Origin of the sequence: Rhizobium alarense, assembly GCF_021555155.1 — a bacterium.
GTDB lineage: Bacteria > Pseudomonadota > Alphaproteobacteria > Rhizobiales > Rhizobiaceae > Rhizobium_D > Rhizobium_D alarense.
Map to the genome: position 1 here is coordinate 1 of NZ_JAKGBU010000194.1, position 715 is coordinate 715.

Below are 715 nucleotides of genomic sequence, written 5' to 3' on the forward strand. Positions count from 1 at the left end.
GTGTTCAAAGACAAAAGGGGTGAAAACCTCGCCAGCTTCTCAATCATCATGCACAAGGCATGCTCATACGTTCCCGTATGGCCGCTTTGGCACCCTTGCGAGCGATAAGCGAGCAAGACAGGTTTGCCAAAGCAAAAGGGAACAAATGATCATGCCAAGGGCATGAACATTTGCCCTTAGCCGACCTGGTGGTCATTGCGGGGTGGCCGCACCCGTTCCCATTCCGAACACGGCCGTGAAACGCCCCAGCGCCAATGGTACTTCGTCTCAAGACGCGGGAGAGTAGGTCGCTGCCAGGTCTGCTAAAGGCAAAACACAATCGTCTCGTCACAACCAAGGCCCAAAGAAAAAAAGGGCCGGAAGCGCACACGCGCATCAAGCCCTGAACGCAAAAGCCAGACCCATAACGCGGGGTGGAGCAGCCCGGTAGCTCGTCAGGCTCATAACCTGAAGGCCGCAGGTTCAAATCCTGCCCCCGCAACCAGTTCAGACATAAGTCGCTCATTGCGCAGATATAACAGGCGATTAACCGCCAAATCTTCCCCACCGCCTCTGTACCTCAGGGGCGGTTTTTGCGTTTGGCGGCCGGGAAACACGCGATTGCGCGAAAATCAACAGTTGAGAATCCTTGGTCAGATGTAAGCGGCAAGCTGAGGCCGCTCAGGCTGCGTAATTCCACGGCATGAGTGCATCGAGATCGCTGCTGGGCCAGCTG

1 tRNA gene and 1 rRNA gene are annotated in these 715 nt (G+C 55.9%); both read left to right on the forward strand.

The features are described from left to right. Positions 1-184: 184 nt before the first annotated feature. Positions 185-299: ribosomal RNA gene (gene rrf, locus LXM94_RS25960) — 5S ribosomal RNA — on the forward strand. A gap of 108 nt (positions 300-407) precedes the next feature. Beyond that, positions 408-484, forward strand: a tRNA-Met gene (locus tag LXM94_RS25965). The last annotated feature ends 231 nt before the right edge of the window (positions 485-715 follow it).